We start from the raw sequence: 5,472 nt of genomic DNA, 5'->3' as shown, positions 1-5,472 counted from the left end.
CACCGCATGTCCGCACACCCGGCACCGGGGCCGGTGAAGTGGAATGCCCTTGACGGAATATGCACGGGAGGTTATCGTGGAAGAGTACGAGGTGGAGTACACGGACGAGTTCGGCGGGTGGTGGGAGCGGCTGTCCACCAGCGAGCAGGAGTCGGTGGCTGCGTCGGTGCGGCTGCTGGAGCGGCGCGGTCCGCACCTGCCGCATCCTCACAGCAGCGCGGTTCACGGGTCGCGCTACAGCCACATGCGTGAGCTGCGGGAGCAGCACCGGGGTCGGCCGTACCGGGTGCTGTACGCCTTTGATCCGCGCCGTGTCGCCATTCTGCTCATCGGCGGCGACAAAACGGGCGACGGCCGCTGGTACGAGCGTTTCCTCCCCGTCGCCGACGGGCTCTACGACCAGCACCTCTTTGAAATCCGCGCGGCGCAGGCCGCCGGGAAACCCTGACCGAGGAACCACCATGGCCAAGCCGTTCAGCATCCTTCGTGATGCAATGGGCCCCGAAGCCCTCGCCGGGTCCGAAGCCCTGTTCCGCCGCCACCTGGCCGAGCTTCCGCTCCACGAGCTGCGCCAGGCGCGCCGCCTGACCCAGGAGGAGCTTGCGGCCACGCTGGGGACTTCGCAGGCCAGCGTAAGCAAGATGGAGCGCCGCACCGACCTGTACCTGAGCACCCTGCGCCGCTACGTGCAGGCCATGGGCGGCGAGCTGGTGCTGCTGGCGCGCTTTCCCGACGGCGACGTGGCGCTCAACCAGTTCGGCGAGCTGGACGCGCCGGCGCGGGAAGCGCGGTCCGCGAACGGGTGACGGTTTCGGGAGGGACGGCGGCGGCGTAGGTTGCCGCCGGGCGCGGCGTCCGCCGCAGTCCACCCAACCCGCAGCCCGTCTGATCCGCATGTCCGATTCGTTCGCCGCCCGCGTCCGCGCCGACTTTCCCGTCTTTGAGCGGCGGGTGGGAGGCAGCCCCATCGCCTTCTTTGACGGCCCGGGCGGCAGCCAGGTACCCCGGCAGGTGGGCGACGCCGTGCGCGACTACCTGCTGATGCACAACGCCAACACGCACGGCTTCTTTGCCACCAGCGAGGAAACCGACGCGGCCATCACCCGCGCGCGCGAGGCCATGGCGGCCTTCGTGAACGCGGGGTCGGCGCGGGAGATCGCGTTCGGGCAGAACATGACCACGCTCACATTTTCCCTTTCCCGCGCACTGGGCCGCGGCTGGGGCGAGGGCGACGAGCTGATCGTGAGCCAGCTGGACCACCAGGCAAACGTGGCGCCCTGGCGGCTGCTGGCGGAGGACCGCGGGATGAAGGTGCACGTGCTTCCGTTCAGCGAGCGGACGTACACGCTGGACTACGATGCGCTGGCCGGGCTTCTCTCCCCGCGGACGCGGCTGGTGGCGGTGGGCGCGGCGAGCAACGCCATCGGGACGGTGAACGACGTGGCGCGGGTGTGCGCGGCCGCGCGCCAGGCGGGCGCGCTGTCGTTCGTGGACGCGGTGCACTACGCGCCGCACCGCCTGCCGGACGTTCAGGCGTTCGGCTGCGACTTTCTGGCGTGCTCGGCCTACAAGTTCTTCGGGCCGCACGTGGGCATTCTGTGGGGGCGCGCGGAGCACCTGGAGGGGCTGACGCCGTACAAGGTGCCGCCGGCCAGCAACGCCGCCCCCGAGCGGTGGGAGACGGGAACGCTGAACCACGAGGGGATCGCCGGGACCGCCGCGGCGGTGGAGTGGATCGCCAGCCTGGCCCCGCGCCCCGGCGCCTCGCTGCGCGCCTCGCTGGAGGCGGCGTACGCGGCCATCGAGGAGCACGAGACCGCCCGCTTCGCCCGCCTGTACCAGGGGCTGAGCTCCATCCCCGGGGTGCGCATCCACGGGCCCGGCGCGGACGGCATGCGGACGCCCACCGCGGGGTTCGTGATCGAGGGCGTGTCGCCGGACTTCGTGGCGCGCACGCTGGGCGGGGAAGGGGTGTTCGTGTGGAACGGCGACTTCTACGCCACCACCGTGTGCGACGTGCTGGGCCTGTCCGACTGCGGCGGGCTGATCCGCGCGGGCGTCGCGCCGTACACCACGGACGAGGACGTGGACCGGCTGGTGGAAGGCGTCCGCCGCCTGGCCGCCGCCTGAGCCGCCGGTCCGCGTCGCCGCGGATCGCAGTCTGTAGAAACAGGGATGCCGCCCCGAGCCTCGGGGCGGCATCCCTGTTTTCGGAACCGCTTCGAACCGCTGAACCGCAGCTTCCTTCGGAGAGACGGACGCAGGCGACGTCCATCTTCGCTCCATGCCGCTGCGCTCCGTCGATCCCTTCTCCTTTAGATCAGCTGCGCGTCCAGACGTTGTTGGCCCGGTCGATGTCGGGAAACACGTTCTCGGCGTCGATTTCCACCCGGACAACGGGCGAGGTGGACGTGGCGGGAAGGGTGAGCGTCGCGGTGCGATGCCCCGCGAGCCATTCCTCCACCGGCACCTCAAGCGTCTGCGTCTGCCCGTTCTCGAACGTGAGGGTAATGCGCGCCGGCATGGGCGCGTCGCCGCGGTCCGCGATCACGATGGTGGTGCCGCCCGGGCCCTGCGTGACGCTCTGCACCGCCTGGTCCAGCGTCCACGTCTCGTAGAACCAGCTGCGCCAGAACCAGTCCAGGTTCTGCCCCGACACCTCGTTGACGGTGTTGAAGAAGTCCCAGGGATACGGGTGCTTCCACTTCCACCGGTCCAGAAAGGTGGTCCATGCGCGGTTGAAGGTCTGCTCGCCCAGCAGCCCGCGCAGCGTGGCGAAGTTGGTCGCCGGCTTGTAGTACGACGCCACGCCGCCCGCCGCCGCCGTGTAGTGGAAGTCGGTGCGCCGCATCACCTCACCCTCGCCGCCGGCGCGGGCCAGGTTCAGGTACCCGGTGCGGTCGTCCAGCTCCGGCGTGGTGCCGGGAAAGCTGTCGCGGCGGGCCTGCGCCTCGTGGAACGTCGTCATCCCCTCGTCCATCCACGAGTAGCGCCGCTCGTCCACGCTCACGATCATGGGCACCCACATGTGCGCAAGCTCGTGCGCGATCACGCTGTACAGCGCCGTGTCGCCCGCCTGCGTGTAGTTGCTGATGAGCGTCATCATGGGATACTCCATCCCGCCCCCGATGATGCCCTCGCCCTCCACCGCCGTCATGTGCGGCCAGGGATACTCCACGCCCGTGTACTCCGACAGAAAGCGGATCGCGTGCGCCTCGTCGCGCGCGGCGCCGGCCCAGCGGGGCGCGTTCTGCCGCCAGAAGGCATGGATGGCGGTGTACTCCGGCCGGCCGTCGCCGGTGCGGTCGCCCACCTGCGTGCGCGTGGCGTCCCAGTTGGACTCGCGCGTAACGCTGAACGCCGCGTCGCGCACGCTGTCCGCCCGGAAGCGCCAGCTGACCATGCCGCCGCGCCCGGCCTGCGTGGCGCGCCCGAAATCCGCCGCGCGGACGACGTGCACCACGGTGTCGCTCTGGATTCCCGCGCGGTAGCGGGCCAGCACGGCGGGGGCCAGCGCCTCCTCCGGGTTCTGCAGCACGCCGGTGCCGAACACGATCCACTGCGCCGGCGCCTCCAGCGTCACGTCGTAGCTGCCGAAGTCGGCGTAGAACTCGGCGGTGCCGCGGAACGGGTCCGGGTGCCATCCCAGCACGTCGTCGTACACCGCCATGGCGGGGTACCAGTACGCCAGAAAGAGGAGGTTGTCGGCCTCCCAGCCCATGCGCCCGCCCGCGCCCTGCTGCGGAATGCGGAAGTTCCAGTCCATCTCCAGCCGCACGGTGGCGCCCGGAAGCACCGGCGCGGCGGGGACGATGGCCAGGCGCGTGCCGTTGACGGTGTAGCGCGCGCCCTGCGCCCCGCCCGAGCCGCCCGCCGCGGCGATGGTCTGCCCGCCCACCGCCACGCGCGTGAGGTTCACGCCGCCGGTGACCTCGGCCGGTTCGTTGCGCACCACGCCCGGCGCGTGGTGGTTCATGGTCAGGTCCACCTGCAGCGAACGCAGGGTGTCGGGCGAGTTGTTGGTGTAGGTGATGGTCTGCGAGCCTTCCAGCCGCTTGTCGGCGGGGAGCACGCGGGCGCGGATGGCGTAGTCGGCGCGGTTGGTCCAGTAGCGGGCCCCGGGCGCGCCGCCGGGGGTGCGGGTGCCGTTGCGCACCGCGCGCTGGTAGCCGGCGGGCGGGGTGACGGGGTAGGGAATGGGCCGCTCCATGCGGCCGGCCTGCACGGGCGCGGGTCCGCTGGCGGGCGGCCGCGAGGCGCACCCCGCGAGCGCGAACGCCGCGATGAGCGCCGGGGTCCAACGCGACATCGGCTATCCTCCGGTTGATGGTTGGGGCGCAAAGCTAGAGCGCGTGCCGCACGCGCCGCAACCGGCGTGTCGCTTGCCGGGCCGGCGCGGGGCGGGTTAGGTTGGGCGCACTCATGCCACGCCCCGCCAGCCAAGCCATGCGCAGTTCCCTGGTTGCCGCCGCCGCGCTCGCGGCCGCGCTCGTCGTTCCCCGCGAAGCGCGCGCGCAGTCGGCCGCGCGCGAAGACCTGGCCCGCCTGCTGGCCGACGCCGCGCGCGCCGCGTCGCGGGCCGGATTCCGCGCCGAGCCGCGGGTGTTCGACGCCCGCGGGCTGACGGGAATGCTGCCGCGCGGCGGGTCCGTCGTGGTGGACGCCTCGCTGCGGGCCGGGGCGCACTACATGGTCGTGGCGGTGTGCGACGGCGACTGCCAGGACCTGGACCTGCGCGTGGGCGCGCCGGACGGCACGAGGCTGGACGAGGATGTGAGCGAGGACGACGTGCCGGTGCTGGAGTTCACCGCCACGCAGGACGGCGCGTATCCGCTGTCGGTCATCATGTCGGACTGCCGGGCGGAGATGTGCAGGTTCGCCGTAAAGGTGCTGGCGCAGTAGGGCGGGACGGCGCGGCGGGACAAGCGGCCCTCTTCCACCGGCGTGGGGAGGGCCGCGGCGCAGTCGGGAAGGGACTCAACCGGACGACAGGGAAGATGAAGCCGTTCCTCATCGGCATTGCGGGCGGGACCGGATCGGGAAAAACCACGGTGGCGCGGCGGATCTACGATTCGCTGCACCTGGACGCCGCCGTGTTCCTGGACCACGATTCGTACTACAAGGACCTGCTGCACCTGTCGCTGGAGGAGCGCGCCGGGGTCAACTTCGACCACCCGGACTCGCTGGACAACGACCTGCTGATCCATCACCTGACGGAGCTGATGGAGGGGCGGCCGATCGAAAAGCCCGTCTACGACTTCGCCCGCCACACGCGCGCGCCGGAAAAGATCCGCACCGTGCCACGCGACGTGATCCTGGTGGACGGCATCCTGCTCTTTGCCGAGCCGCGGCTGCGGGAGATGTTCGACCTGCGCATCTTTGTGGATACGGACGCCGACGTGCGGTTCATCCGCCGCATGCGCAGGGACATCGAGGACCGCGGGCGCACGCTGGACTCCGTCATCGAGCAGT

General features: G+C 71.2%; 6 protein-coding genes. 5 read left to right on the top strand and 1 reads right to left on the bottom strand.

Annotation, left to right across the window (positions count from 1 at the left end):
• Positions 1-43 precede the first annotated feature (43 nt).
• The 3 genes from VF665_RS10415 (at position 44) to VF665_RS10405 (ending at position 2,130) form a co-directional block, all read left to right on the top strand.
• Positions 44-448, top strand: coding sequence for a type II toxin-antitoxin system RelE/ParE family toxin (locus VF665_RS10415; protein ID WP_414678543.1), 405 nt, complete (start codon positions 44-46; stop codon positions 446-448).
• A gap of 13 nt (positions 449-461) precedes the next feature.
• Positions 462-806 (top strand): helix-turn-helix transcriptional regulator, encoded by a 345-nt coding sequence (locus VF665_RS10410; RefSeq protein ID WP_331053360.1) that lies wholly within the window; start codon positions 462-464, stop codon positions 804-806.
• An 88-nt stretch (positions 807-894) separates the two neighbouring features.
• Positions 895-2,130 carry a cysteine desulfurase-like protein gene (locus VF665_RS10405; protein WP_331053359.1) on the top strand — a complete coding sequence of 412 codons (1,236 nt, stop codon included), beginning with the start codon at positions 895-897 and terminating at the stop codon, positions 2,128-2,130.
• Between the two features lie 190 nt (positions 2,131-2,320).
• Here VF665_RS10405 and VF665_RS10400 read toward each other — a convergent pair whose 3' ends face one another.
• A complete protein-coding gene (locus VF665_RS10400; RefSeq protein ID WP_331053358.1) occupies positions 2,321-4,309 on the bottom strand; it encodes a M1 family metallopeptidase in 1,989 nt (662 codons plus the stop codon).
• Positions 4,310-4,446: 137 nt separating this feature from the next.
• Here VF665_RS10400 and VF665_RS10395 point away from each other — a divergent pair, with 137 nt between their 5' ends.
• Complete coding sequence (locus tag VF665_RS10395; protein WP_331053357.1) at positions 4,447-4,902, top strand: hypothetical protein; 456 nt, start codon at positions 4,447-4,449, stop codon at positions 4,900-4,902.
• A 95-nt stretch (positions 4,903-4,997) separates the two neighbouring features.
• Positions 4,998-5,472: uridine kinase (gene udk, locus VF665_RS10390; protein WP_331053356.1), on the top strand; the 475-nt coding region annotated here is incomplete at its 3' end.

Origin of the sequence: Longimicrobium sp. (assembly GCF_036387355.1) — a bacterium.
In the GTDB taxonomy this organism is placed as follows: Bacteria; Gemmatimonadota; Gemmatimonadetes; order Longimicrobiales; family Longimicrobiaceae; genus Longimicrobium.
The sequence above is the reverse complement of the archived record's forward strand: the minus strand, read 5'-3'. Positions and strand labels throughout refer to the sequence as shown.